Source organism: uncultured Marinobacter sp. (genome assembly GCF_913055835.1).
Classification (GTDB): Bacteria; Pseudomonadota; Gammaproteobacteria; order Pseudomonadales; family Oleiphilaceae; genus Marinobacter.
Window position 1 is genome coordinate 15145 of record NZ_CAJXKQ010000034.1, and the last position, 22938, is coordinate 38082.

Here is a 22938-nt window from a genome sequence, read left to right on the forward strand (position 1 = left end):
TACCGGCTCAGGCCCGACGGCTCTGACTGGTTAAAGGCTCCAGGGCCTCATGATCCCCGGCAATCCGCTCCCAGGTTTTGTGGAGGATCAGGGCGTCGTTTGCCGCCCTGTGCACTGGCAGGCCAAGTTCGGTAATCACCTGCTGGCGAAGTGCCGACCATTGGCGGACCTGGCGGGTGTCCAGCAGCGCTGAAATGGATTCCAGCTGAAAAGCCGGGGTGATGCGGGCCGCCCTGAACAACCGGTGCAGCCAGAAGCTGTCGAAGGTCCAGGCATCGCAAAAAACCTGCTCTGGCAGCAGTTCATTCAGGGCCCCCGCCACTTCAGCCACAGCAATGCCGTCCGCTTCCAGGGTCTCACGAGTAATGCCGTGTATCTGTTCAGCGCTTTGTGACCAGTCCTGCCAGAGGACATGGGGAGCGATCAGCCAGCTATGGAGAGAGCCATCCGGCATGCAGATCCCTACCTCAATGGGGTAGCTCGCGATCAGATCAAGGCTGGATGCCTCGAAATCGATGAATGCCGGCTGGATAGTGGTCATGGAGTCAGTGTAGCTGATGAGTTGTTTTTCGCTGAGTTTACCCGCCCCGCAAGCGAGACGCGAACCCAACCTGTGCCTGCACTGTTACAATATGTCCATTCATTGTAAAAGCCCGATGACAGCAACAGGCGTCGGGCGCGACAGTAAACCAGCCCACACCCAATCGCACCATACGGGGAGCCCGAATGACAGACACCGTGGTTGTAATCTATTCCGGAGGCATGGACTCCTACACTCTGCTGCACCTGGCCAGGGAACGTGGGCACCAGGTTCAGGCGCTGTCTTTCAATTATGGGCAGCGTCACGTCCGGGAGCTGGAGTGCGCGCGTTCAGTCTGTGAGGCGCAGGGTATTCCCCACAAAGTGATCGATATCCGCGCCATGAGCGAGGTGATGGCCGGTTCATCGCTGACCTCGGATCTGGAAGTCCCGGAAGGCCATTATGAAGAGGACAGCATGAAGGCGACCGTGGTGCCGAACCGCAACATGATCCTCCTGTCGCTGGCAACCGGTTACGCCGTGACGGTGGGTGCTGGCGCTGTCTGGTACGGCGCTCATGGTGGCGACCACGCCATCTACCCCGACTGTCGCCCGGAATTCGTCGAAAAAATGGACGCGGTCTGCCGGGTCGCCAACTACGAACCGGTGGCCATTGAGGCGCCCTTCATGGCCATGGACAAAGGCCAGATTCTGGCCGAGGGTCTCCGCCTGGGCCTGGATTATTCGCAGACCTGGACCTGCTACAACGGCCGTGAACAGGCCTGTGGCCGTTGCGGCTCCTGCGTTGAGCGTCTGGAGGCCTTTGCCGCCAATGGTGTGAGCGATCCTCTGGAATACGAGGACGCAGGCTGATGTATCGGGTCAAGGAAGCTTTCTACACCCTGCAGGGCGAGGGTGCCCAGGCGGGTCGGGCGGCCGTATTCTGCCGGTTCAGCAAGTGCAATCTCTGGACCGGACGTGAGAAGGACCGTGCCAGTGCGGTCTGCAATTTCTGCGATACCGATTTTGTCGGTACCGACGGCCAGAACGGTGGCCGCTTTGAAACCCCGGAAGCGCTGGCCCGTCACATACGGAAACTCTGGCCGGACGCGCCCGGCAAGCCCTATGTGGTCTGCACCGGCGGAGAGCCCCTGTTGCAGCTGGATTCAGCCCTGATTGAGGCGTTCCATCGGGAAGGGTTCGAGGTGGGAGTAGAGACCAATGGCACCCTGCCAGCCCCCGAAGGTATCGACTGGCTCTGCGTCAGCCCCAAGGCCGATGCTCCTGTGGTGATCGAGACCTGTGACGAGCTGAAACTGGTGTATCCGCAGCCCCTGGCGATGCCGGAGCGATTCCTGGGCATTCGCGCGAGCCATTATTTCCTGTCGCCCATGGCCTCTCCTTCAACCCCGGAAGCGGCGGTGGATGAGATCAAGCAAAGCAATACCCGGCGCGCTACCCACTACTGTCTCGCGCACCCCCAGTGGCGGCTTACCCTCCAGATGCACAAGATTATCGGTATTGACTGATCATCCGGTTGCCAGTGCCCGTTCAGCGGGCATCGAGGCGGATCTGGCCGGTACACTGCGGTAGTGACTGGGGCTGGTGCCGGTCCAGCGCTTGAAGGCGCGGGTGAAGTTCGCCGCGTCAGCGTAGCCGAGGGCGTCGGCGATCTGGCTCAGGTTCATACCGGTGCTGCGGAGCAGATCCTGTGCCCGCTCCAGGCGGACCTGGTCCACCAACTGCTGGAAGCTGGCTTCTTCCTCCTGAAGCCGCCGTTTGAGTGTCCTTTCGGAGACAAACAAGGTGCCTGCAACCCGGGCCAGTTTCGGTGGGAAGGGGTAACTGGTTTCAATAACCCGCCGGACCCGACAGGCAAATCCGGCGTCTTCGGTCAGTTGCCGTAGCGCCTCCTCGCACTGGGCCCTTGATGAGGCGGCCAGTTGATCGTCGGTGAAGCGCACGGGCAGATCCAGCCTGGAGGCCGGGATCACCAGGGCATTCTCCGTGGCGCCGAACTCCACCGGTACCGGGATCTGTGAGCGGAACCGCTGGAAATAGGCCGGCTCCGGCCCCCGGCGAACAATGCGCAAGCCGTCAACCACGGAACCCGTCAGCTGCGCCCCCATGGCAACGCATCCGAACAGCATGGCATCCATGATAAAGCCGTGCAGGGGACCGAGATCGATGTCGCAGCTGACAAGATACCAGGCCAGGTTGCCGGTTTCCCGTTTGCTGACCCGCAGGTGGGGCACCCGCAGTGTCAGATACCGGGTCATCAGCTCCATGGCATCACCCAATGTGCGGCTGCTCATGACCGCCGTACCCAGTGCGCCATGCAGTGGTAGTTTCAGTTCCCGGGCGAGCATGATTCCGAGTCCCGGCTCGCCGCTTTCGATGATGGCCCGGGTGACAAACTCGCTGGCCTGGGTCTGGCTGACCCGTAGATCGGTGGATTGCAGGCGGCTTGGGTCGAGTCCGACCCGGAGTAGCAGATCCTTTTCATCAACACCGATGGTATGAAGCAGTTCGGCCAGAAGGTGCAGGTAGATGGCCGGCATGCCCAGGTCCTGTGCCGTTGGAACGGAGGCGCGCATGGGATTTCCTCGTCTGATTCTGTTCTTGTTATGTCGCAGAACGCGTGATTTAGACGATTATGGCGTCTCCCGGATCGTTCCCCCATGACTTCGCTGACGAAATAAATGGCCTGAAAGGCCAATCATTGGCCCACTCGCAGGGATCAGCGGGGCCGGTTCACTAGCCGTGGCGGCGAACAAAGTCCTCGAGAACCGCCGCCGAACGCACGGGTGTTTCCAGCATGGGAAGATGGCCGACACCCGGGAACATATGAATTTCTGCATGTGGCGTGGCCGATCCGAACCAGTCGACGCAGCGTGTGGGCGTAATCACGTCCCGGTCACCCCATTGAACCTGCAGTGGCGGTGTCCCTGGGCCCAGATAGCGGGCCGGTGCCAGGGCGTCCGCCACCATGTCCCGGAAGATGTGCCGGAGGGCGTCGGTGCGGCCCAGGAGGTCCGGCCCGAGAAGGCCGGCCATGGCGAGCCCGGAGACCGTGGGCTTGCCAGTGCCAACACTGTTAAACATTCGGTAGACGCCTTTCCAGTCCCGGGGAATCAGGATGCCGTCGCGGTCGGACTTCAAGGGGGCATGAATGTCGACCTCTTTATGTTCCGGGATGCCGGCACTGTTAAGCAGGGTCACCGAGCGGGGCGCCGGATCCAGCTTGTGGGCAAGCACTGCGGCAATCGCGCCACCCATGGAGCTGCCGGCCAGATGCAGGTTGTCCGTGTCAAAGCCGGCAAGCCATTGGCCTAGTCGCCGGGCCTGGGTCTCATAGCGGTAACAGGCTTCGGACCGGTAATCACTCTCTCCGAATCCTGGCAGATCCGGCACCAGAAGATGCCAGTGCCTGGGTAGCCGCTGTAGCCACAGCCCCCAGTTTTCTTTCATGGCGGCAAAGCCGTGAATCAGAACGACCGTGGGGTTGCCCGCGCCGGGCGTTCCCCGCTCGAGGAAAATCATCTTGTGACCATCCACGACCGCTTCGCGGCGGCGGGCCTGGAGAAGAAATCGCTGTCCCGTGCGGGCAGCGGGCCAGAGGTTGGGAGCAGGAATTCTCATGGTTGTGTGCGATCACCGGGTTTGGGGCCTGAACCCAGTCTACCGGGACCAGCATCCGGAGCCTTGGCCACAATGCCCGTCGGGGTCGGCGGATGGGCAACAAATTACCTGTGCCTGGTTGTCGGAAGTCAGAGTTTCAGGTCGACAATCACCGGGTTATGGTCGCTGGAGCGCCAGGGTCCCCGGCCGGAGGCCGGCTGATCCCCCTGGTAGCCGATCACCCTCGGCTCATCGGCATTCACCAGCCAGCTCCAGGCGCCCACCACCCTTGGTTTCAGCGTCTCAGAGGCGAGAACGTAATCCAGCGACCCTTTCTCGCCGCGGTATCGGTAGGTGTAGTGGCGACAGCGGGTCTCAGTGCAGGGGTGGAAGTGGTGCACCATGCTGATAAAGCCGGCTTTTGCCAGCACCCTGATGGGTTGTTCACGGGCATAACTGTTCAGGTCACCGATAATCAGGGTGCCGGCCGATTTGGCGCCCCCGGCTTCAAGGCCGGGCCATCCGGCCAGCGCTTGTGCTTCGTTCGTCCGCCGGCTGGCGTAACAGCCCTGGCCATCAGACTGATCCCGATCATCTCCATGGGCACCGCGACAGGATTTTGATTTCAGGTGCGGAACGATCACCCGGATGGTTGTATCACCATCGACACGACTGAAATCCTGGACCAACGGAGGTCGGCCGCCTGATGCGAAAGGCCCGCTGGCCAGCCGTTCCGGTTCACCAATGGCGCTGACCCGGTCGCCGCGGTAGAGCAAACCTGTACGGATCTCGTCATCGCCATCCCGGCCTGGCGTGCGGACAAACCGCCACGGGCTGCCCAGGGCTTCGGCCAGGCTGGCGATAGCGCTGTGCGGGCCGTAACCGTCGTTCTCGAGTTCCGTGACCGCAAGAATGTCCGGGTCCGGGGCCAGAAGCGTGTGCACCAGCCGCTGTTGCTGGCGCTGAAACTCTGCCCATGTCTCTGCACCCCGGCTGGTCGGAAACTGGCCGCCACGACCATCGCCATTGAAAAAGTTGCCGAGATTCATTGCCAGGATCCGCACGGGGTCATCGGACAGCGGCGGCGGTGCGGCTTTTCTCGGGTTGGTCGCGAGAAAAACCGGTTCCCGGGCGGGCTGGATTCGCCATGCATCGAAACGGAAGTCCAGCACCCCGAGTAGCCCCTCGATCTGGTCGCCAGAGCGTGCGGTTGTTGAGGACAAACCTCCGGGGGGCCAGGGTATGGGCCTCGGGTTTCTGATAGACCGGTTGTCGTCCAGCAGCACGCGGTTCTCGCGGTTGCGGATTGAAGCCCTGTGCGCATCGTCGCCAGGGGGAAGATACTCGGTGGGCTGGATCTGATCGGAGGCAGCCAGCGCCAGTTCGCCGTAGCGGCCGAGATTGTAGTTGTCGACCACCGTCAGGGACTGACGGAAGGTCACCCGCATGTTCTCCAGATGTTCCGGATCGACGGTCCAGGGCAGGCTTACCGGAACCGGCGCTGGCAGCGTCTCACGCCCGCAAGTCCGGATGCTCCGAACAGACACCAGTTCGGTCAACCCGTGGTATTCCTTCACCGTTCCGGTGACCCGCAGTCGCACGCCGACATCGGCGATACCACGATCGGTGTAAATAAACAGGGCTTCGGAAGTCGTGGGATCCCCGTCGGTCTGATGGTCGGCCTGCTGCAGGTAAAAACCGCCAAAGCCGCCCTTTGCCCGGGAATCCTGGGTCAGAATCCCTTCGACGGTGACGGTATCGCCGGCCATGGGCGAGGCGGGGCCAGTGCCCTGTACCTGTGAAATGGGGGTTGCGGGATCACCACAGGCCGATTCTTCCGCCGTTGCTGCTGCGGGCAGAAACAGCGGAATCAGGAAACAGACAAAGCAATACCGCCGGACTTGAGAGTTCACACAGGCAGTTTAACTGAGGCCGGCAACGGCTTTCAGGGCCTGTTCCCGCTTGCTGCCAAACCCAAGCTGATCCGGATTGGCCAGCTCAAGCTGCTGTACCAGCGGATCCGGATGCTGGTTGTCAAAGGTAATGCCGAGCCGTGACAGCACGTAGGGTGCAAGGGCGGCACGGGTGGCAACTTCCAGGCGGCCATGCTCCATACCGTAGTCCCGGGCGATAATCTGTTGCTGGGCTTCGGTCAGGCGTCGGTCAGGGGTGACCACCAGGGTTACCTCCCGGTTCCAGTGCTCATCCTGATCCCGGCTGTGCCTGGCTCGCTGCCGTAAAGCTTCGGGCGAGGTCCGGAAACGGCTCAGGGCAAAGTCCCGGAACTCCCTGTTGGAGTCACACCAGGCCCGCAAGTGCCAGCTGTTGCCGGCACATACCAGAGTATGAGGTTCAAGAATGCTCTCCACGGCTTCCGGGCGACTCAGGGAGGCATAGCTGGCGCGCAACTGTCTGCCCTGCCGTGTTGCCGTCACCACGGCACGCATGGTTTCCGGAGCAATAACGCGGTTCGGACCCTGAACCACGGTGCTGTCCGGCAGACCAATGTTCAGGGATTCGAACGTGTTGCTCAGATTCTGCTGGCGGGCAAGCAGATCCAGATACTCGTTCACCACCCCCCGGGTAACCACCGGACGGAATTTCTCCGCCGGCACATAGCCTTTCAGGTGACGGTCGTAAACCAGATTGCCCGGCGCCAATTCGCGCAGGTAGGTATTGATGTCCTTGGACGCCTGCTGACGACCGATGCCGAAACTGTGGCAAATGTGGTTGGTGGTCAGGCGACCTTCCCACAGGGCAATGGTTTCGATGAGTCGATAGCGAAGCAGCAGATCCCAGCGGATGGGCCAGTCCGTTTTTTTCATAACCAGGCGCTCACGGTCCAATGAATAGCTCGACTTCATGTTACCTGCTCCGGTCCGCAGGGTCTGTTACGGCACATTAATGTAAAACCCTGTTAAACGGCTCTACGGCGGCCTTTGCGGGTTTTTGTGACGCGGTTAACAGGTTTCGGGAAGTGCCTAGTGGTTTCGCTTCCCGCTCCTGATCTAATACGCAGCCGGCAAAGTCCGGGACTTGCTGCTATTTTGTCTGTCATCCAATTGAAAATACCCGTTAACGCCCCGGAGCCGCTGTAATGACCCGAATGGTCACCTCCCTGTCTGCCCTGATTCTGAGCATTGTTCTGCTGGTCAGCGGTAATGCGTTTCTGATGACGCTGTTGGGTATTCGCCTGAGTATCGAGGCGATCTCGCCGGATATTATCGGCTGGATTCTGGTCTGCTACTCCATCGGTTTTGTGCTGGGCACTCTGTACGTTCACCGGATTATAGGCCGGGTTGGCCACATTCGTGCCTTTGCCGTGTTTGCCGCTGCCGCTGCCGTTACGTCACTGCTCTACCCGATGGCCGTTTCCGAGATTTTCTGGGCGGTGCTGCGGGTGCTGTCAGGGTTCAGTATTGCCGGTGTGCTGGTGGTGATCGAGAGCTGGTTCTCCAGTCGTGCCACCAATGCCAACCGCGGTGCGTTGTTCGCGGTTTACCAGATTGTGTTTTACCTGTCCGCCGCCGGGGGACAGCTCATCGTCAACATTGGCGATCCGGCCAACTTCATGCCGTTCTCGATTGCAGCCATTCTGCTGACATTGGCTCTGGTGCCGCTCTCAATGACCCGGATGGAAGCACCGGTCATTGAACAAGTTCAACGTATTTCCATCTTTACCCTGGCCAGGGAGTCCTTTAGCGGGGTTGCCGGCGCCCTGATCTGTGGTGTCATGATCGGGGGCTTCTATGCGCTTGGGCCGGTGTACGCAACCCTGGTTGGCCTGGACGTTGCCCGAACGTCCACGTTCATGGCCAGTGCCATTGTCGCGGCCATGATCCTTGCCTGGCCGCTGGGACGGCTTTGTGACAAGTTTGACCGGCGCCGGGTGATGTTCTGGATCGCGGTTATGGCGGCCGCCGCCGCAGGCGGTGTTGGGGTCCTCGGGGCCGATAATGCATGGCTGTTGACCCTTCTGGTTGGTGTGTTCACGGGGCTTTCAGCCGCTTTGTATCCGGTAGCCGTTGCCATTACCAATGACCGTATGGAGAGTACCCGCATCGTTGCCGCCAGCGCCACGCTGCTGCTCAGTTACGGGGTTGGCAGTGTTATCGGGCCGGTTGTCATGGCGGAACTGATCAACTTGCTGGGCCCGAAAGGCCTGTTTTTCGGCAATGCCGGCTTCCTGCTGTTGTTGGCGGTGATTACCAGTTACCGCATTAGCAATACCGAGGACGTTGCCGTTGCGGATCAGGAGCACTTCGTGCCGGCCATGCCGGAAGCATCGCCGGTTCTCGCCGAGATCGACCCACGAAATACAGAATTTCACGAGTCTCCGGAAGTTGAGGAGATTCATCAGGAGCAGCGTCAGGCGAGCTGACGCTGCTTTCGGTTTTCCCCGATTTTGTTTTTACTTCCGTATCTGTTTTTATTTCAATGGTTAGCATACTATTGGTGACTTTCCGATAATGTGATTAGTTGGCCGAGTGCGCAAGTGCGCCGGTCCGGGGCCATGCCCTTTTCTGAAATGGAGTGACGACAAATGAGAGACCAGTTTCCTTTTGCGGTAGCCCGGGTTACCCGGCGCTGGAGAAAAATGCTCGATGAGCGCCTGAAGGATCTGGGCGTCACCCAGGCGCGCTGGAGCACCATGGTGTACCTGGAGAAAGGCGGTGAAGGGCTTACCCAGCGGGAGCTGGCCAGCCTGATGGCGATCGAGAATCCGACCCTGGTTCGACTGCTTGACAGTCTCGAACAGCAAGGGTTGATCGAACGCCGGCCCTGCCCGAACGATCGCCGGGCGCGTCGCCTGCATCTGACCAGCGCCGGTCGGGCATTTATGGATGATCTCTCCGAGCGAGCAGAAGTGCTGCGCGAGGAAATGCTCGAGGGCATCAGCGACAAAGAGATCGAGTGCACCGTAAAGGTCTTCAACAAGATCCTGGAAAACGCTGAAAAGCAGAAGTGATCCTTGGCTGATAATTCAGTTGAGGGCCTGAAAGCCCGTTACGGGGATCGCTGGCGCTGGCTGGCTGTGGCCACGGTGATGATAGGCACCATGGCTACCGTACTCAGCGCCACCGTGGTAAACGTGGCGTTGCACGATATCATGCTGGAGTTCGGCATTCGCCAGGGCCAGGTTCACTGGCTGGCAACGGGCTTCATCGCCGCCATGACCACCACCATGCTTGCCTCCTCCTGGCTACTGGATCACTTCGGGGTCCGCAAGACCCTCGCCGTAGCCATGTTTCTCTTCACCCTGATTTCCCTTGCCGGTGGTTTTGCCGAGACACCGGGACAGCTCATCGCTGCAAGGATAGGCCAGGGCGCCATGGCGGGCCTGATGCAGCCCATGGGCATGTACCTGGTGTTCCGGATCTTTCCCCGCGATCGCCGCGGCCAGGCCATGGGTATCTATGGTATGGGGGTGATCCTGGCACCGGCTCTGGGTCCGGTGTTGGGAGGCTTCCTTGTTGATCAGCTGGACTGGCGTTATGTAATGTTCGCGCCGGCTCCCGTCACCCTGGTGGGTGTTCTGATGGCCTGGCGATTCTTGCCGTTGCCGGTTTCCCGGCCGGCGCCCTATCGTTTCGATCTGCCTGGCCTGATCCTGCTCGGGTTCACCATCGCCGTGTCACTCGACACCCTGAACCGTCTGCAACAGGCGGCGGGGCAGGAGAAGTGGATTCTCGCTGAAGGGATACTGGCGTTTGCCGGGTTGCTGCTCTTCGTGCTGCGTGAGCGACGGACAGCGCATCCGCTGGTGAACATGGCTCTGCTGCGCAAACCGGTCTTTCTGTTCGCCTGTCTGGGTGCCATGGCCCTCGGGCTGGCACTGTTCGGATCCACCTACCTCATTCCTCTGTTCGTGCAAACGGCACTGGGTTTCAGTGCGACCCAGGCCGGTTTGCTGATGCTACCGGCAGGGATTGTCCTGGGTATGACGTTTCCCCTAGCCGGTCGGCTGGCGGACAGGCACAGCGCCCGGGTTCTGGTGGTCTTTGGAATTGCTGCCTTTGCCCTTTCCGCCATGCTGTTCGCCTTGTCTGACCTTGAACTTGCTTTCGGCTGGCTGGTGCTCTGGACGGTCCTCGGCCGAATCGGGATCGGTTTCATGCTTCCTGCCCTGTCCACCGGCGCCCTGAATCCTCTGGAGTCTCAGGAGCTGGGGGCCGGCTCCAGCACCCTGAACTTCATGCGCCAGCTGGGGGGCGCGTTTGGTGTCAACCTGGTGGCACTGACTGTGGAATTCGGCGAGCACGCCTCCGGGATGCCCACAATCAACGCGTTCCATTCTGCCTGGTGGCTGGTGGCGCTATTCGTGGCGGTGGCTGCGATTCCGGTTTGGAGAATGCGGGCGTAGGTTGCGGCCGTGCTCCGGATTCATTACTATGCCGACATCTCTTCAGGGGAGTAGCCTCCGAACCGGAACTGCCGGTCGGATGGTAGTCAACACACTTGGGGCCAAATCCCCGTGGCTATCATGTATCACCGCAACACCGGTGATATTGGCAAGACCTGAGGCGGTTTCACCTCCATTGGGCGGAAGGTGGGCTGCCTCATGTCTGGTTATCCGCCCTGGAGTTTTTCATGGACGCTTTCCTCGCCTCAACGGTTGCTGTTGCCATAGCGGAAATTGGTGACAAAACCCAGTTGCTCTCGCTTTTCCTGGTTGCCCGCTACGCCACTCGCCTGCCCATTATTCTCGGCATTTTTGTCGCAACGGTTCTCAATCACTCCTTATCTGCCTGGCTCGGTGCCTGGATCGCTTCCTTCATTCCACAAGCCTGGTTGCCGTGGATTCTGGCGGTCAGTTTCGTCGTCATCGCTCTGTGGCTGCTGGTGCCGGACAAGGATGACAGCGACGATTCGAAATTTCTGGGCATGGGGGCGTTCATGGCCACCACCATCATGTTTTTCCTGGCGGAGATCGGCGACAAGACCCAGGTGGCAACCGTCGTTCTCGCGGCCCGCTTTGCCGAGACCTTCTGGGTTATTCTGGGCACCACAGTGGGTATGCTGCTGGCTAACATACCGGTTATCATGGCGGGACGCTGGCTGATGGAACGGTTGCCCCTTGCCACAGCCCGGATTGGTGCAAGTGTGCTTTTCGTAGCGCTTGCCGTCGTAACAGTATGGGCGACCTTTATGAACTCCTGAGGGTACTTGCTGTCACTGTACCCGGTTGCCTGATGCTTTCGGAATGTTGTTTATGTGGTTCAGATTCTTAACGGTTTTTTCTCTTGCGCAGTTCCTCGTGTTCCCGGCCACAGGGTTTGCGGAGCCTCTGGATACTGCCAAGGATCCGGAAGCCCAGGAGGAGCCGGACAGAAGCCCTCGTGTACCCACCTTCCCGATTCAGGGCGACCTGGCGGGCGAGCTTGGCGTGTTCGAGACCCGTTACGAGGATACCTTTGCCGGTATCGGCAACCGTCTGGCCATGGGCTATCTGGAATTGGTGAAGGCTAACCCCGGCGTGGACCCCTGGCTACCCGGGGAAGGCACCATGATTACACTTCCGCGCCAGTATGTGCTCCCCGACTCCCGGCGCGAGGGTATTGTCATCAACCTTGCAGAGTACCGTCTGTACTACTTCACCGATGGTGGGGTACAGGTGTACCCGGTTGGAGTAGGAACTGCGGAGAATCCCTCTCCATTGACTGATGCCGAAGTCACCATGCCCCTGGAATCGCCAGCCTGGTACCCACCTGCCAGCATTCGCGCGGAGTATGAAGCGTCTGGTGAATATTTGCCCCGGATGATTCCTCCCGGCCCCGGCAATCCGCTCGGTACCCATGCCCTGATGCTGAGCGAGAAAGGCTATCTGATCCACGGTACCAACAAGAAGTTTGGTGTCGGCATGCCGGTCAGTCACGGCTGTTTCCGAATGTATAACGAGGATATCTCGAGGTTTGTTTACCAGGTTGAGAAGGGTACGCCGGTCCAGGTGGTGCACGATGCCGTCAAGATTGGTTTCTCGAATGGTGAAGTCTGGCTTGAGGTACATCGCCCCCACGAAGACTATCCCCGCGAAGATCGAGAGCGCTTATGGCAGCAGGTGTTTGCCGAAGTTGAAGCGTTCCGGGCCCGTCATCCGGATGTCGAGGTCAAGCGCGGTGCCATTGAACTGGCCGTCGACCAGGCGGACGGCCTGCCGACCATGATTGGCGAGCGGGTGACCCGGGTGGCCGCAGACAAGACCGTGGAAGAGAAGTCGCCGGAATCGGCCAAGGAGCCGGAGCAGCGGCTATACTTCTGATGCGGTGCGCTGAATACGGTTGTCGTCGTTTGTAGCACAGAACTGCGGCCCTGCTGCCATCGTATCTGTATCAAGTTGAATTTCTTCCGGATCCGGGGAGGCTTTATGCAGGCACACCGTCCCATGCGATCAGAGAATCCCGCCCGCCTCCGGGCCTGGGCTCTGGTATTCCTGACAGGTGTGCTGCTCGCGCTGGCATCCCTGGCCCATCAGGTTTTTGCGCAACAGCAATCCTCCGACACTGCTCTGGTACTCACGGTTGAGGGTGCGATCGGCCCCGCGACCATGGACTATGTCACCCGGGGCATTCGCCGGGCGGAATCCGAAGGTGCCGGTCTGGTGATTATCGAAATGGACACGCCTGGGGGGCTGATGGATTCCATGCGGGACATCATCAAGGCAATTCTTGCCTCTGACGTGCCCATCGCGACCTATGTATCCCCCCAGGGCGCCCGGGCGGCCAGTGCCGGCACCTATATTCTCTATGGCAGTCACATTGCTGCCATGGCACCGGCGACGAACCTGGGTTCCGCCACGCCTGTGCAGATGGGCGGTCTGCCGGGTAGCCCGGAACCGGAGAGCGATCCGGCCACCGGCGAACCGAAATCCGAGGAAGGTTCGGATTCCACCTCCGGCTCGTCATCTGACAGTGACCAGCAAGCCAGCGATGATGACGGAAAACGTCGCGGTGGTACTGCAATGGAGCGCAAGGTTCTGGAGGACGCGGTCAGTTACATTCGCGGGCTGGCGGAGCGGCATGGCCGCAATGCCGACTGGGCCGAAGAAGCGGTCCGTGAAGCCGTAAATCTTGGTGCCGATGAGGCTCTTGAGAAGAACGTTATAGACGTGGTTTCACCCAGCATCCGGGATCTTCTTCAGCAGGTGGATGGTCGCACTGTTCGCATGGCGTCCGGTGACAAGACCCTGAACACGGCCAATCTGGAAATCGTCAGATCCCAGCCGGACTGGCGCACGCGCCTGTTGTCGGTGATTACCAATCCGAACGTTGCCTATTTCCTGATGATCATCGGTTTCTACGGCATCATCTTCGAACTGGCCAACCCCGGCGCCGTGGTGCCAGGCGTGATTGGTGCCATCTCCCTGATTCTTGCGCTCTTTGCTTTCCAGGTACTGTCGGTGAATTACGCTGGCCTGGCACTGATCATCCTGGGGTTGGCGTTCATCGTGGGGGAAGCCTTTGTGCCCAGTTTCGGGATATTGGGGGTCGGCGGGATTGTCGCCTTTGTGACCGGCTCGATTATCCTGATGGATGGCAGTCACCGGGACATTTCCCTGCCGACCATCGGCGGGACGGCCGTTGTAGCGGCCGGCTTTATCCTGTGGACAGTGACCCGGTTCATCGGACTGCGCCGACGGCATCCGGTCAGTGGTACCGAACAGCTGACCCATGAAGAAGGCGTGGCACTGGATGAATTCTCCGAAGAACATGGCCATTACCGCGGCCATGTTCGGCTCAGCGGTGAGCGTTGGAATGCGATCAGCGAGGAGGCCGTCAAAGAAGGCGACCGAATTCAAGTGACAGCGATAGAGGGTTTAACGGTAACTGTCAGGGTCATTCCGGACAACGGCTGAACCGGCAGACAAAGTAACGGCAATACAAGGAGGCCGTATGATTGGTGATCTGATTCCCTATCTGGCACCCACGGTGGTGTTACTGCTGATTCTTGCTTCGGCCATCAAGATCCTGCCGGAGTACGAGCGGGGCGTTGTGTTTTTCCTGGGGCGCTTCCAGGGCGTTAAAGGCCCGGGGCTGATCATTGTTATTCCTGGCATTCAGCAGATTGTCCGGGTAGACCTGCGGGTAATCACTCTGGACGTTCCGAGCCAGGACGTTATCTCCCGCGACAACGTGACGGTGCGGGTAAATGCCGTACTGTACTTCCGTGTCGTGGATCCGGAACGTGCCATTATCCGGGTGGAAGACTTCAATTCCGCAACCAGCCAACTGGCGCAGACTACGCTTCGGTCGGTGCTGGGTAAGCACGACCTCGACGAAATGCTGTCAGAGCGGGACAAGCTCAATTCCGATATCCAGGAAATTATTGATGCCCAGACCGAGGAATGGGGCATCAAGGTGGCCAACGTTGAAATCAAGCACGTGGACCTGAATGAGTCGATGATTCGTGCCATTGCCCGCCAGGCCGAGGCCGAACGTGAGCGTCGTGCCAAGGTCATCCACGCAGAGGGTGAATTGCAGGCGTCCAAGAAGCTGGTGGAAGCGGCGGATGTCATGTCCACCAACTCCGGTTCCATGCAGTTGCGTTACCTGCAGACTCTGGCGGACATGAGTAACACCAACTCATCCACCATTGTCTTCCCGCTGCCGATGGAACTGATGACCACGTTCCTGAAAGAGAACAAGCCCTTCACGCCGGACAAACCCGAACCGGAAAAGCCCGATTCCAAGGCATAAAAAAAGGCCGGCAATGCCGGCCTTTCTGTTACGTATCAGCCTTATTTCTGGCTGGCACGCTCGAGCATGCGCTTGGCACGCTCGTTTGCTTCGTCAGCAGCTTTCTGTGCTGCACGAGCAGCGGCCAGGGCTTCTTCCGCAGTCTGCTGGGCAGTGCGGGCGGAGCTGGCAGCGCTGTTAGCGGTGTTCAGTGCATTCTCTGCAGTGCGCTCAGCGGAGCTGGCGGTTGCATTTGCTTCGTCGATAGCGCCCTGGTCAGTTGTGGCACAACCTGCAGTCAGGGCAGTAGCCAGTGCAATCCCGGCGATCGTCAGTTTACGCATTGTAAATCCCCTTATTGGTCGAGTTATTTCCTGTGATCCGAAAGTCAGTATAGACGACTTCCTGTCAACCTGCGCAGCAACGTTTGTCAGGCAGTGACTACCGGAGTCGTTAAACAGTGTAAAACACTGTAAGCAGGAATGTTAACTACAGATACGTAAATTTGCTAAGCATATGACAACAACTTAATACTGCGGTCAGGTTTGGCTCAGGGATGAATGCTGATGGGGGTTCCGTTGGACACCAGTTGCCAGATCTCGTCCATCTCTTCGTTGGTAACTGCGATGCAGCCATCTGTCCAGTCCAGCCCGGTGTAGGCAAACGCCATGTCGCCGACGTTATTGGGCAGGCCGTGAATCATGATGCTGCCGCCGGGATCCAGGCCCCAGGCCGATGCCAGTTCCCGATCCCGCTCGCTGGGGTAGGAAATGTGAATGGATTTGTAGAAATCGCTCTCGGCATTCCGCCAGTCCAGGGTGTAGTCGCCCTCGGGCGTGCGCTCGTCGCCTTCATACAGCTTGTGGCCTTCCGGGTTGTCGCCCAGGGAAATGCGGTAGCTGCGAACCACGTCTTCACCATCCATCAGGTACAGGCGGCGTTCTCCCTTGCGAACCACAACCTTACTGACGTTTTGAATAGCCGCCTGCTCATACATCGTGGCAACCGGCATCCGGGTGTCGGCTTTGGCCAGCAGCTCGGATGCAAAGGCATTTGGAGCAGAAGCCATGCAGAGCAGGGCTAGGCTGGATAACAGCGCGCGGGAGATACTCATGTCCTTAACTTACCAATGATTAATCTTTGTACAGGTGGTTTTATACCATAGCCCGCCAGGGATCTGTTAAGGGGTTTTGTTAACTTTTTTGGCTATCTGGTTTGCTCTTCAGACATTTTGTGAACTGTCCATCTTCAGGCCCACCTTGGTGACCTTGTCGGCACTGGTGGCCCTTGCAACCAGCGTTACCGGGCCAAGGGTAACCACGTCACCAACAACCGGATGCCCCTTGGTTCGTTTCGCAAAGCACTCGGCCAGGGAAAGCTCCGGGGGCAGGTCGTCAAACTCAATGCCGTAGACCTGCTCGACGTCCCCGAGCAGGGCATCGCCGTTGAGCACGAAATCACCGAAGAAGGCTCGCTCCGCCAGGTATTTGGGCGCATGGCGGCCACTCAGAGCCTTGCCCAGCTCCGGCAGAACGCTGGGCGTCGCGAACATTGCGACCATGTCGCCACTGGATACTTCCAGGTCCGCTTTTGGCTGCAGACACACCCGGTTGCGGAAAACCCCGGCCACTGCCGTGTTCTCCGGAAAGCGCAGCTGACCCAATCGGCGTGGCGTTTGCCAGGTTTCGCCGCGCAGCGGGAACAGCATCAGCTCATGGTCTCCCGCCGCCGGGGCGTCCAGGGGGAGTCTTCGATAGGGATCTTCGCCAGCCGGCACCTCCAGACGGAGCTTTCTGGCCAGCGGTGTCATGGTGGTGCCCTGAACCAGAAGAGATACCAGAACGATAAAGAAAGCGGCGTGGAATACCAGCTGGGCTTCCGGCAAGTCTGCAATGATCGGAAACAGGGCCAGAACGATGGGGACAGCGCCTCGCAGTCCAACCCAACTAATAAAACCCATCTCGCGACGGTTAAAGGCAAAAGGCCAGAGGGTAAGCATGACCGTCAGCGGGCGGATGACGAAAATCAGGGCCAGGGCCAGTATCAATCCTCCGCCAGCCAGCGGGATCAGGTCTGATGGCGTTACCAGCAGCCCCAGCATCAGGAACAGGCACAACTGGGCCAGCCAGGCCAGGCCGTCGTGAACCTGGAGGATCATCGGCATCATCCGGACGTGACGGTTACCGATCACCACGCCGGTCAGGTAAATGGCCAGAAACCCGCTGCCGCCGAGGGCGTTGGTAGCGGAAAACACCGAGATGCCTGCGGCTGCTACCAGTAAAGGGTACAGAGAGGGTGTCAGGCGGATACGATTGGCCAGCTCCACCACGACAAAACCGCCGATAATGCCTGCTACAGCGCCGATGCCGAACTGCTGTACCAGCATGGAAAGAGCGGCCCAGCCCGCCTGGTCACCGTCGTTGCCGATCAGCGTAACCAGCATGAGCGTCAGGAAGATCGCCATGGGGTCGTTGCTGCCGGATTCAATTTCCAGGGTCGCACTGACTCGCTCGTTCAGGTGCAGCCCCCGCCCCTGCAGCAGGGAAAAAACCGCGGCGGCATCGGTGGAGGAAATGATGGCGCCAACCAGCAGGGCCGTCAGCCAGTGCAGATCGAATACCCACCAGGCCACAACAGCGGCGCCAGCGGCGGTCATGGCGACCCCGAGGGTGGCCAGTACCAGTGCGGGTCTCAGGCCAACGCGGAAGGTTTCCGCCCGGGTACGCATGCCACCGTCCAGCAGAATCACCCCAAGAGCCAGGTTGGCGATCAGGAAAGCCAGCTCGAAATCGTCGAACTGGATGCCACCCGGGCCGTCTTCACCCATCATCATGCCCACGACCAGAAAGATCAGCAGCACAGGCATGCCCACCCGGCTGGAAAGCGGGCTTAGCACGATACTGATGACCAGCATCAGGGCGCCAATCAGGGTCAAGGTTGGGTCCATTGTTGCTCCAGACAGAATGCTTGCCCATTGCCGGGCTGACCGCTTATATTGCTGTCGCGGCCATTTTATTGCGGGTGTAGTTCAATGGTAGAACGGCAGCTTCCCAAGCTGCATACGAGGGTTCGATTCCCTTCACCCGCTCCAATTCTTATCTTCTCATACTCCCCTGCCTCACCCGTAATATCTTTTGCATCATGCGGTTGCGTGTTTACCCGTTGATTTTGCACCCGGGTTTGCGCAATGCCGGGCCCATTGCTAGCTTTTAAGACAGGTATCCAACACGACAGCTGTGTGCTGTCGAGGGGAAACTCCATGGCTGAAAGCGCGGCAAATGGCATTGCCGAATACTGGGCTACCGGCTTTTTCATCCTGGCGGTGGCGGGGCTTTGCGCCTTCATGGTGGGTGCATCCAGTCTTCTGGGTGGCCGCAGCCGCGGTATCAGCAAGTCTCTTCCCTTCGAATCGGGCATCGTCGGCGCCGGCAGTGCCCGCCAGCGGTTTTCTGTTCAGTTCTACCTGGTGGCAATGCTGTTTGTCATCTTCGACATTGAAGCGGTTTTCCTGTTTGCCTGGGCCATCGTCATTCCGGATGTCGGCTGGACCGGTTTCTGGGGAGCCGCTGTATTCATCTTCATCCTGCTGGCCGGGCTCATATACGACAGCCGCACCGGCGCCCTCGACTGGGCGCCCGAGCAAAGCCCGGCACGCAAGCGCGGCGCATAGATAGACACTTCCCGGCTCTCCGGATTCCGCCGAATCGGGAGAGGAGCGGGATAGTGTGACCATCAAGGGAGGTTGTCATGGCCTATACCCTGACCCGGGCAGAGGGTCCTGAGGGAAGCAATACCCGTTATCCGGTAGATCGGCGGGAGAGGGTCGAGGACCCGGTCAAACAACAGCTTGAACGCAACGTGTTCACCGGCAAGCTGAGCGACGTGCTGAATTCGGCGGTCAACTGGGGCCGCAAGAATTCCCTGTGGCCGTACAACTTCGGGCTGTCCTGCTGCTACGTGGAAATGACCACCGCCTTTACCGCGCCCCACGACATTGCCCGGTTCGGCTCCGAGGTGATCCGGGCCTCCCCCCGGCAGGCAGATTTCATGGTGATTGCCGGCACCTGCTTCATCAAGATGGCGCCAGTGATCCAGCAGCTTTACGACCAGATGCTGGAGCCGAAATGGGTGATTTCCATGGGTTCGTGTGCCAACTCCGGTGGTATGTACGACATCTATTCGGTGGTCCAGGGGGTGGATAAATTCCTGCCGGTTGATGTGTACGTGCCCGGCTGTCCACCCCGGCCAGAGGCGTTCCTGCAGGGGTTGCAGCTGTTGCAGGACTCCATCCAGGAGGAGCGCCGGCCATTGTCCTGGGTGGTTGGTGACCAGGGCGTTTACCGGGCCGAGATGCCCTCGCAGCGCGAGAAGTGGCGGGACCAGCGAATCCAGGCCACGGAATTGAGGAGCCCCGACAAGCTTTAAAGCCGCTTGCCGTCGTTTACAACTGAGTGTCAGGAGTCAAACCACGAGCATGAGCAGTAGCGCAGAAAACGCCGACGTAGAACTGGTCGAAGCCCTGCAGCGGGACTTCGGCGTGGCCGTGCTGTGCTGCCAGAAGACTCGTACCGGTATGCCTGTGCTCTGGGTGTCGCGGATGGCTCTGACTGACATTCTGGGCTACCTGAAGGGGCTGGATGCGCCCTATGACCTGCTGTACGACCTGTCGGCGATAGATGAGCGGTTGCGGGGCAATCGCAGCGGCCTGCCGGATTCCGATTTCACGGTTTTCTACCAATTGATGTCCATTCACCGCAATCGGGACATCATGCTCAAGATCGGTCTGGCTGAGGAAGATCTGAGTGTTCCCACCGCCACCGGTGTTTTTCCGGCGGCCAACTGGTATGAGCGGGAGGTGTGGGACATGTTCGGCATCAGTTTTGCCGGCCACCCCCACCTCGAACGCATCCTGATGCCGCCCACCTGGACCGGCCATCCCCTGCGCAAGGATTACCCCGCCCGGGCCACGGAGTTTGATCCTTACACGTTGACCGTGGAAGGCCAGGAGACCGAGCAGCACGCCCTCCAGTTCGTGCCCGAAGCCTGGGGCATGGCAAGGGAGCGGGACGGCGCTGAGTTTATGTTCCTGAATCTTGGCCCCAACCATCCCTCCGCCCACGGCGCCTTCCGTATTGTGCTGCAACTGGATGGCGAGGAGATCATCGATTGCGTACCGGACATTGGTTATCACCACCGGGGCGCGGAAAAAATGGCCGAGCGTCAGTCGTGGCACAGTTTCATTCCCTACACCGACCGCATCGATTACACCGGTGGGGTGATGAATAACCTGCCCTACGTGCTGGCGGTGGAGAAGCTGGCCGGCATCGAGGTGCCAGACCGGGTGAAAACCATCCGGGTGATGATGGCCGAGATGTTCCGAATCACCAGTCACCTGCTGTTTCTCGGGACCTACCTGCAGGATCTGGGCGCCATGACACCGGTATTCTTCACCTTCAGCGACCGCCAGCGCGGTTACAAGGTGATCGAGGGCATCACCGGCTTTCGCATGCATCCGGCCTGGTATCGCATTGGTGGGGTGATGCAGGACCTGCCCCGGGGCTGGGAAAAACTGGTGCAGGAATTCCTCGACTGGATGCCGCCCCGGCTGCGGGAATACGAGCGGGCCATGATGGAGAACGCCCTGGTGAGAGAGCGCACCCGCAATGTCGCCGCCTTTGATACTGCCCAGGCGCTGGCCTGGGGTGTCACCGGCCCGAACCTGCGGGCCACCGGCTGCAATTTCGACCTGCGCAAGCAGCGCCCTTACTCGGGCTATGACAACTTCGAATTCGAGGTGCCCCTGGGTGACCGGGGCGATGTCTTCGACCGCGGCCAGCTCCGGATCGACGAGATGCGCCAGAGCCTGCGGATCATCCAACAATGTGTGGATCACATGCCCACCGGGGACTTCAAGGCGGACCATCCGCTGACCACGCCGCCACCCCGGGAACGGATGCTGGAGCATATTGAGACCCTGATTACCCATTTCCTGCAGGTGTCCTGGGGCCCGGTGCTCAAGCCCCAGGAATCGATGCAGATGGTGGAGGCCACCAAGGGTATCAACAGCTATTACCTGACCAGTGATGGCAACACCATGAGTTACCGGACACGGATCCGGACGCCCAGTTTTCCGCACCTGCAGCAGATTCCCAGCGTGATGCGCGGTGGCTTCGTGCCGGACCTGATTGCCCACCTGGGGAGCATTGATTTCGTAATGGCCGACGTGGACCGATGACGATGGAAACGACACCGACACCACAGAACATTGCCACTGATGGCTTCCGGCTCCACCCGGAGGATGAGGCTGCCATGCGCGCGGAAACCAGCCACTACGAGCAGCCCCAGGCTGCGTGCATCGAGGCGCTGAAGATGGTCCAGCGCCGCCATGGCTGGGTACCGGATGAGGCGATCCCGGCCATTGCCCGGGTGTTGGGCGTGGGGCCGGCCAGCGTGGAAGGCGTAGCCACCTTTTACAGCCTGATCTTCCGTCAGCCGGTGGGGCGTCATGTCATCCTGGTGTGCGACAGCAGTTCCTGTTTCCTCACCGGATCTGACCAGCTGAGGGAGCACCTGACGAACAGACTCGGTATTGGCCTTGGCCAGACCACGGCCGACGGCCGCTTCACCCTGTTGCCGGTTTGCTGTCTGGGCGCCTGCGATGGTGGGCCCGCCATGATGATCGGCGACGACGTCTACGGCCCCGTGGGCGAAGAGGATCTGGCAGACATTCTGGAGGGCTATCCGTGAACAGCCAGCGCCAGTCCCCGATCTACAGAAGCCGTCTGCTGCAGCCCGCCGACGAGCGCTCGCCGGACACCCATCCGCTGACCTGGCGACTGCGGGATGATGGCCAGGTGGTGGGCCTGGAAGAATACGAATCGAAAGAAGGCTATCAGGCAGTCTCGCAGGTTCTGAACGAGCGGGATCCCGGCGCCGTCATCGCCGCCATGAAGGAGGCCAACGTGCGCGGGCGCGGTGGCGCTGGCTTCTCCGCCGGTCTGAAATGGAGCCTCACCCTGCAGGGGAACAATATCCCTCGCGGGTACATCGTCTGCAATGCCGATGAGATGGAGCCGGGCACCTTCAAGGATCGCCTGCTGATGGAACAGCAGCCCCATCTGTTGATTGAGGGCATGATTCTGGCGGCCTTCGCCAACAACGCCCGGTATGGCTACATCTTCCTGCGCGGAGAGTACGTGGAGTCGGCCCGGGTTCTCACCGCAGCGCTTGCCGAGGCCCGGGAGGCCGGCTGGCTGGGTCCGGACGTCGCCGGCAGCGGCTTTGATTTTGATATTGCCCTGCACACCGGAGCCGGGCGCTACATCTGCGGCGAGGAAACCGCCCTGCTCAACTCGCTGGAGGGCCACCGGGCCAATCCCCGGGCCAAGCCTCCGTTTCCCGGCCAGTCGGGGGCCTGGGGCAAGCCCACGGTAGTGAACAATGTGGAAACCCTGTGCAACGTGCCCGCCGTGATGCTTCGCGGCGCACAGTGGTACCAGGAACTGTCGGGGGATCGCACCGGGGATGGCGGCACCAAACTGTACGGCGCTTCCGGGCTGGTGAACCGCCCCGGACTCTGGGAACTGCCCATCGGCACCTCCGGCCGGGAGCTGCTGGAACTGGCCGATGGTTTGCGGGAGGGGAGGAAGCTCAAGGCCTGGCTGCCCGGGGGCGCCAGCACCGGCTTCCTGTTGCCGGAACACCTGGACCTGCCGCTGGATTTCGACACCGTCGGCAAGGAGGGCAGCCGCCTGGGTACCGGCCTGATTACGGTGGTGACCGAGGATCAGAGCATGGTCGCGCTGATGCGGAATCTGGAAGAGTTCTTTGCCCGGGAGTCCTGCGGCTGGTGCACGCCCTGCCGGGATGGGCTGCCCTGGACCGTGAAGCTGTTGCTGGCGCTGGAACGGGGCGAGGGTGAAGCCGGCGATGTGGAATTGCTGGACAAGCTGGCAGCCGATTGCGGCCCGGGCCTGACCTTCTGTGCCCATGCGCCGGGCGCGGCCATGCCGCTTCAGACCGCATTGCGGCATTTCCGGCATGAATTCGAACAGGGTGTGGGCCAGCCGAAGGGGAAGCCCCATGCCGATGCCATACCGGCGGGGCAAGTATGAAACGAACACTC

The 22938-nt window shown here is 60.2% G+C and carries 22 protein-coding genes and 1 tRNA gene; 15 read left to right on the forward strand and 8 right to left on the reverse strand.

Annotated features, from left to right (window positions below; genetic code table 11):
* Positions 1 to 7: 7 nt before the first annotated feature.
* On the reverse strand, positions 8 to 541 hold the full coding sequence (locus tag QZ534_RS15665) for a hypothetical protein (protein ID WP_296935716.1): 534 nt from the start codon (positions 539 to 541) through the stop codon (positions 8 to 10).
* Between the two features lie 185 nt (positions 542 to 726).
* Here QZ534_RS15665 and queC point away from each other — a divergent pair, with 185 nt between their 5' ends.
* Complete coding sequence (gene queC, locus QZ534_RS15670) at positions 727 to 1392, forward strand: 7-cyano-7-deazaguanine synthase QueC (RefSeq protein ID WP_296935718.1); 666 nt, start codon at positions 727 to 729, stop codon at positions 1390 to 1392.
* Positions 1392 to 2048: a 7-carboxy-7-deazaguanine synthase gene (queE, locus tag QZ534_RS15675; RefSeq protein WP_296935720.1), complete on the forward strand. Its 657-nt coding sequence runs from the start codon at positions 1392 to 1394 to the stop codon at positions 2046 to 2048. Before queC ends, queE begins: the two co-directional genes overlap by 1 nt.
* Here queE and QZ534_RS15680 read toward each other — a convergent pair whose 3' ends face one another.
* The 4 genes from QZ534_RS15680 to QZ534_RS15695 form a co-directional block, all read right to left on the reverse strand.
* Complete coding sequence (locus QZ534_RS15680) at positions 2049 to 3116, reverse strand: AraC family transcriptional regulator (protein ID WP_296935724.1); 1068 nt, start codon at positions 3114 to 3116, stop codon at positions 2049 to 2051.
* A 160-nt stretch (positions 3117 to 3276) separates the two neighbouring features.
* Positions 3277 to 4161 (reverse strand): alpha/beta fold hydrolase, encoded by an 885-nt coding sequence (locus QZ534_RS15685; protein WP_296935726.1) that lies wholly within the window; start codon positions 4159 to 4161, stop codon positions 3277 to 3279.
* A 128-nt stretch (positions 4162 to 4289) separates the two neighbouring features.
* Positions 4290 to 6053, reverse strand: coding sequence for an ExeM/NucH family extracellular endonuclease (locus tag QZ534_RS15690; RefSeq protein ID WP_296935728.1), 1764 nt, complete (start codon positions 6051 to 6053; stop codon positions 4290 to 4292).
* 9 nt (positions 6054 to 6062) lie between these two features.
* Positions 6063 to 6965 (reverse strand): WYL domain-containing protein, encoded by a 903-nt coding sequence (locus tag QZ534_RS15695; RefSeq protein ID WP_296935775.1) that lies wholly within the window; start codon positions 6963 to 6965, stop codon positions 6063 to 6065.
* A gap of 272 nt (positions 6966 to 7237) precedes the next feature.
* Here QZ534_RS15695 and QZ534_RS15700 point away from each other — a divergent pair, with 272 nt between their 5' ends.
* From QZ534_RS15700 to QZ534_RS15730, 7 genes are all read left to right on the forward strand, one after another.
* Complete coding sequence (locus tag QZ534_RS15700; RefSeq protein WP_296935730.1) at positions 7238 to 8521, forward strand: MFS transporter; 1284 nt, start codon at positions 7238 to 7240, stop codon at positions 8519 to 8521.
* 162 nt (positions 8522 to 8683) lie between these two features.
* Positions 8684 to 9109, forward strand: a complete 426-nt coding sequence (locus QZ534_RS15705; protein ID WP_296935732.1) for a MarR family transcriptional regulator — start codon at positions 8684 to 8686, stop codon at positions 9107 to 9109.
* 3 nt (positions 9110 to 9112) lie between these two features.
* Positions 9113 to 10504 (forward strand): MDR family MFS transporter, encoded by a 1392-nt coding sequence (locus QZ534_RS15710; protein ID WP_296935734.1) that lies wholly within the window; start codon positions 9113 to 9115, stop codon positions 10502 to 10504.
* 227 nt (positions 10505 to 10731) lie between these two features.
* The gene (locus tag QZ534_RS15715; protein WP_296935736.1) at positions 10732 to 11301 is read left to right on the forward strand and encodes a TMEM165/GDT1 family protein; all 570 of its coding nucleotides are present in this window, start codon (positions 10732 to 10734) and stop codon (positions 11299 to 11301) included.
* A gap of 52 nt (positions 11302 to 11353) precedes the next feature.
* Positions 11354 to 12400, forward strand: coding sequence for a L,D-transpeptidase family protein (locus QZ534_RS15720; protein ID WP_296935739.1), 1047 nt, complete (start codon positions 11354 to 11356; stop codon positions 12398 to 12400).
* A gap of 105 nt (positions 12401 to 12505) precedes the next feature.
* A complete protein-coding gene (locus QZ534_RS15725; protein WP_296935741.1) occupies positions 12506 to 13993 on the forward strand; it encodes a nodulation protein NfeD in 1488 nt (495 codons plus the stop codon).
* 37 nt (positions 13994 to 14030) lie between these two features.
* Positions 14031 to 14834, forward strand: coding sequence for a slipin family protein (locus QZ534_RS15730; protein WP_296935743.1), 804 nt, complete (start codon positions 14031 to 14033; stop codon positions 14832 to 14834).
* 41 nt (positions 14835 to 14875) lie between these two features.
* Here QZ534_RS15730 and QZ534_RS15735 read toward each other — a convergent pair whose 3' ends face one another.
* From QZ534_RS15735 to QZ534_RS15745, 3 genes are all read right to left on the reverse strand, one after another.
* Positions 14876 to 15157 carry an Lpp/OprI family alanine-zipper lipoprotein gene (locus QZ534_RS15735; protein WP_064229359.1) on the reverse strand — a complete coding sequence of 94 codons (282 nt, stop codon included), beginning with the start codon at positions 15155 to 15157 and terminating at the stop codon, positions 14876 to 14878.
* 206 nt (positions 15158 to 15363) lie between these two features.
* Positions 15364 to 15927 (reverse strand): L,D-transpeptidase family protein, encoded by a 564-nt coding sequence (locus QZ534_RS15740; RefSeq protein ID WP_296935746.1) that lies wholly within the window; start codon positions 15925 to 15927, stop codon positions 15364 to 15366.
* A gap of 108 nt (positions 15928 to 16035) precedes the next feature.
* Positions 16036 to 17760 (reverse strand): potassium/proton antiporter, encoded by a 1725-nt coding sequence (locus tag QZ534_RS15745; RefSeq protein WP_296935749.1) that lies wholly within the window; start codon positions 17758 to 17760, stop codon positions 16036 to 16038.
* Positions 17761 to 17830: 70 nt separating this feature from the next.
* Between QZ534_RS15745 and QZ534_RS15750 the strand changes: the two genes are divergently transcribed.
* From QZ534_RS15750 to nuoF, 6 genes are all read left to right on the forward strand, one after another.
* Positions 17831 to 17904 (forward strand) — tRNA-Gly (locus QZ534_RS15750).
* A 168-nt stretch (positions 17905 to 18072) separates the two neighbouring features.
* Positions 18073 to 18483 carry an NADH-quinone oxidoreductase subunit A gene (gene ndhC / locus QZ534_RS15755; RefSeq protein ID WP_296935751.1) on the forward strand — a complete coding sequence of 137 codons (411 nt, stop codon included), beginning with the start codon at positions 18073 to 18075 and terminating at the stop codon, positions 18481 to 18483.
* 77 nt (positions 18484 to 18560) lie between these two features.
* The gene (locus QZ534_RS15760; protein WP_296935752.1) at positions 18561 to 19238 is read left to right on the forward strand and encodes an NADH-quinone oxidoreductase subunit B family protein; all 678 of its coding nucleotides are present in this window, start codon (positions 18561 to 18563) and stop codon (positions 19236 to 19238) included.
* Positions 19239 to 19287: 49 nt separating this feature from the next.
* Positions 19288 to 21048: an NADH-quinone oxidoreductase subunit C/D gene (gene nuoC / locus QZ534_RS15765; protein ID WP_296935754.1), complete on the forward strand. Its 1761-nt coding sequence runs from the start codon at positions 19288 to 19290 to the stop codon at positions 21046 to 21048.
* Positions 21049 to 21050: 2 nt separating this feature from the next.
* On the forward strand, positions 21051 to 21560 hold the full coding sequence (gene nuoE / locus QZ534_RS15770) for an NADH-quinone oxidoreductase subunit NuoE (RefSeq protein WP_296935756.1): 510 nt from the start codon (positions 21051 to 21053) through the stop codon (positions 21558 to 21560).
* Positions 21557 to 22927 carry an NADH-quinone oxidoreductase subunit NuoF gene (nuoF, locus tag QZ534_RS15775; RefSeq protein ID WP_296935758.1) on the forward strand — a complete coding sequence of 457 codons (1371 nt, stop codon included), beginning with the start codon at positions 21557 to 21559 and terminating at the stop codon, positions 22925 to 22927. The genes nuoE and nuoF overlap by 4 nt, the downstream gene beginning before the upstream one ends.
* The last annotated feature ends 11 nt before the right edge of the window (positions 22928 to 22938 follow it).

What these genes read in the sequence shown, in the direction of transcription:
- QZ534_RS15665 (WP_296935716.1), bottom strand. Translation starts at nt 541, where the DNA reads ATGACCACTATCCAGCCGGCATTCATCGATTTCGAGGCATCCAGCCTT.
- queC (WP_296935718.1), top strand. Translation starts at nt 727, where the DNA reads ATGACAGACACCGTGGTTGTAATCTATTCCGGAGGCATGGACTCCTAC.
- queE (WP_296935720.1), top strand. Translation starts at nt 1,392, where the DNA reads ATGTATCGGGTCAAGGAAGCTTTCTACACCCTGCAGGGCGAGGGTGCC.
- QZ534_RS15680 (WP_296935724.1), bottom strand. Translation starts at nt 3,116, where the DNA reads ATGCGCGCCTCCGTTCCAACGGCACAGGACCTGGGCATGCCGGCCATC.
- QZ534_RS15685 (WP_296935726.1), bottom strand. Translation starts at nt 4,161, where the DNA reads ATGAGAATTCCTGCTCCCAACCTCTGGCCCGCTGCCCGCACGGGACAG.
- QZ534_RS15695 (WP_296935775.1), bottom strand. Translation starts at nt 6,965, where the DNA reads ATGAAAAAAACGGACTGGCCCATCCGCTGGGATCTGCTGCTTCGCTAT.
- QZ534_RS15700 (WP_296935730.1), top strand. Translation starts at nt 7,238, where the DNA reads ATGACCCGAATGGTCACCTCCCTGTCTGCCCTGATTCTGAGCATTGTT.
- QZ534_RS15705 (WP_296935732.1), top strand. Translation starts at nt 8,684, where the DNA reads ATGAGAGACCAGTTTCCTTTTGCGGTAGCCCGGGTTACCCGGCGCTGG.
- QZ534_RS15715 (WP_296935736.1), top strand. Translation starts at nt 10,732, where the DNA reads ATGGACGCTTTCCTCGCCTCAACGGTTGCTGTTGCCATAGCGGAAATT.
- QZ534_RS15720 (WP_296935739.1), top strand. Translation starts at nt 11,354, where the DNA reads ATGTGGTTCAGATTCTTAACGGTTTTTTCTCTTGCGCAGTTCCTCGTG.
- QZ534_RS15725 (WP_296935741.1), top strand. Translation starts at nt 12,506, where the DNA reads ATGCAGGCACACCGTCCCATGCGATCAGAGAATCCCGCCCGCCTCCGG.
- QZ534_RS15730 (WP_296935743.1), top strand. Translation starts at nt 14,031, where the DNA reads ATGATTGGTGATCTGATTCCCTATCTGGCACCCACGGTGGTGTTACTG.
- QZ534_RS15735 (WP_064229359.1), bottom strand. Translation starts at nt 15,157, where the DNA reads ATGCGTAAACTGACGATCGCCGGGATTGCACTGGCTACTGCCCTGACT.
- QZ534_RS15740 (WP_296935746.1), bottom strand. Translation starts at nt 15,927, where the DNA reads ATGAGTATCTCCCGCGCGCTGTTATCCAGCCTAGCCCTGCTCTGCATG.
- QZ534_RS15745 (WP_296935749.1), bottom strand. Translation starts at nt 17,760, where the DNA reads ATGGACCCAACCTTGACCCTGATTGGCGCCCTGATGCTGGTCATCAGT.
- ndhC (WP_296935751.1), top strand. Translation starts at nt 18,073, where the DNA reads ATGGCTGAAAGCGCGGCAAATGGCATTGCCGAATACTGGGCTACCGGC.
- QZ534_RS15760 (WP_296935752.1), top strand. Translation starts at nt 18,561, where the DNA reads ATGGCCTATACCCTGACCCGGGCAGAGGGTCCTGAGGGAAGCAATACC.
- nuoC (WP_296935754.1), top strand. Translation starts at nt 19,288, where the DNA reads ATGAGCAGTAGCGCAGAAAACGCCGACGTAGAACTGGTCGAAGCCCTG.
- nuoE (WP_296935756.1), top strand. Translation starts at nt 21,051, where the DNA reads ATGGAAACGACACCGACACCACAGAACATTGCCACTGATGGCTTCCGG.